General features: G+C 60.7%; 1 protein-coding gene and 1 pseudogene. Both read right to left on the reverse strand.

All coding sequences use genetic code 11. The annotated features are described in order from the left end of the window. Positions 1–479: 479 nt before the first annotated feature. The gene (locus JKG68_RS31765; protein WP_202066367.1) at positions 480–1745 is read right to left on the reverse strand and encodes a calcium-binding protein; all 1266 of its coding nucleotides are present in this window, start codon (positions 1743–1745) and stop codon (positions 480–482) included. A gap of 400 nt (positions 1746–2145) precedes the next feature. Then, a pseudogene (locus tag JKG68_RS31770) lies at positions 2146–2577 on the reverse strand (transposase); the annotation flags it as partial. Positions 2578–2673: the final 96 nt, after the last annotated feature.

The following is a 2673-nucleotide window of genomic DNA, read 5'->3' on the forward strand; positions in this document are numbered from 1 at the left end:
AAGAAAACCACTCTGCGCGAGGCCGCTTAGCCAACCTGTCCGGCCGCCCCGCTTTGCAGAACTTGACGCACACAATCCGGTGCGGTGTTGGATCCCGTCCAATATGGAACTGGTCTGAAGCAGGTACGGATTGTTTACCTGAGCCGTTGCAAGATGCCTGCACCGGGCGCGTTGCGTATCAGCCCGATCCAATACGGGGTCGCCCCTCCGCTGACGCCCTGGCTGAGTGTCCTGAACCGTCCTTAGCTGGGGCGTCGTTATTTCTGGCTACCTCTCACTCCAGAACGCGAGCCTTTAGGACTAAAGGCTCATCCATTTGCTCCATTGTAGAGCCGCCGGAACAGCGTAGTCTCAGTGACGTGGCATAGTAGCAGTCCCCTGTAGCCACACGCGCCTCGGCCGAAGGTATAGGAACCTCCTTCGGCTGGGGCGTCTTTGCATGCGCAATTTCGCATAGTTGTTTATCGAACCAAGCCGCGCTAGAAATCCCCGAACAGGAAATCTCCGGCTGTCAGCTGGCTCTTCCTCACGTCTTCCAATACTAGCGACGGTAAGTCCTTGGTACTCGTGGGGAAGAAGTCGAACACCACATCATCTCCCATCTGCTGGCCTCGCGCTATAATTTCTTCGAAGGTGTCATACTGGCCAGATTCGCCGGCATAGATCACCAAATCGTCGACTCCGGGCCGGAAGTCAGTCACGCTCAGCCCACCTAGGTTGTCCAGCGTTCCGCTCGGGTTGCCCAAAACGAAGAGATCGGCTCCTGACCCGCCGGTCAGGATGGCGTCGAAGCGAGCATAGATGACGTCATTGCCCGAACCGCCATGGCTGATCGAACGCTCCAACTCGAAATTCTCGTCGAACTGCCCTGTGCCGGAGAAGATCACGTCATTGCCCGAGCCGCCAAAGACCTTGTCTACGCCGCCACCGGCATCCAGGATGTCCCTGCCTCCATCACCTCTGATCAGATCGTTGCCAAGGCCACCATCCACCCGGTCATCACCTGCGCCGCCGGATATCGTATCATCGCCATAGTCGCCGCTCAGGAAGTCAGCCCCGCCTGCACCGCTGATGGTGTCGTCACCGAAACCGCCAAAGAGCAGGTCACGACCGCGGTTACCAACGAGGCGATCATCGCCCTGCTGCCCCCAGACGAACCCCTCACCGTCTCTCACGCGGATAACGTCTTCGCCCAGCCCACCCCAGGCCAGAGTTAACTCGCCACGCAGTACCAGTCTGTCCTCGTCAGCGGTGCCATAGACGAGGTTCGGGGTCACGCCTGACGGAACCCAGGCGCCGTAGACGAAGGCCGAGCGACTATCGTCGTTAGTCAGCTGTGCACCACCAAACTCCATCTGGTCCAGGCGCAGCGTCGGGCCATCTGGATCATCGGAATGGAACAGGGTGGCACGGAGTTGATCGAGCGGTCGCTGGTCGTCGCTCGACAACAGCGATAGGACTGCGGGAGAGCCCTCCTGTGTTGTGGCGAAGTCGTCCTGTGTCCAGTTTCCAGTGGTCACCTGCTCGAAGAAGAATTCAATGTCCGGGGAGATTGCGGTCGAGAAGATCCGCTCGGCCTCCGGCAGTCCTGCCCAGATCAGTGCAGCTTGGCCTGAGAGTGTCAGGCTTCCGGTGATCCTCTGCCCGGCCGCGTAGCCGAACGCCTCCGGATCGACGGTGATGAAGTCATTGATGAAGGGATCCTCAACCACCCCGTAGAAGGTGTAGGACGTTGGTGCAGCCATGAAAGCCTCCCGTGCAGGTGTCCCAGCCCAGCCACAGCATCATACCGCATGGCTGACACCGCGTCCCTTCATCCCTATGGAGGATCACTGGTTCCGATTTAGCCTCGCGTATAGCGGCCGCGAATTTTGCATAAGCCATGTGTGGACGGCGCCTGCGTGGCAAGGGGTTTTTGGTGTTTTGACGATCTGGTCGTGGGCAGCCATGTGTCCGGCCTTGTCGTGCGGCCTCATGACCGCGGGCCTTGATGAAGTTCGCGGATCAGGTCCCCAACATTTATGCTGCGTCAGAGCGCAACGGCTTATCACGGGTTTGTCTGATCCCCGGCTCGACCGGTTCGTCATCACACCATCACCACCTCCACCAACCTTGAAAACTCCTCATCCGGCTCCTGGGGGCAGCTCATGCGGCCGCAGCAGCCCGAGCGCGATAACCCTGGTTGCCCTGCAAGACGGCCCAGGCGACCCGAGCCAACTTGTTGGCGATGGCGACCTTGACGATGCTCGCCGGGCGGCGCGCCAAGAGCGCGTTGATCCAGCCTGCCGTCACCGAGGTTTTGCCGCAGGCATGCCGCAAGAGTGTCGTGGCCCCGAGCACCAGAAGCCGGCGCAGATATCGATCCCCTTGTTTGGAGATGTGCCCGAGCCGCACCTTGCCGCCCGTCCCACTCTGGCGTGGCACCAAGCCGATCCAGGCGGCCAAGTGGCGGCCCGAGCGGAAGGAGCCCGGATCCGAGATGGTGGCCGCAAGGGCGCTGGCCGTGATGATGCCGACGCCGGGGATCGTCTCCAGACGCTGGCTGACCTCATTCGTGCGATGCCAGGCCAGGATCTCCTGCTCGGCCTCAGCAACCGGTATTGTCAGGTTGGCGAAGGATCGGGCTTATGGCAGGGTCTCGGGCATGATTACCACGTCCAATCCTTACCGAGG

It is taken from the genome of Microvirga aerilata (assembly GCF_016743775.1).
Taxonomy (GTDB): Bacteria; Pseudomonadota; Alphaproteobacteria; order Rhizobiales; family Beijerinckiaceae; genus Microvirga; species Microvirga aerilata.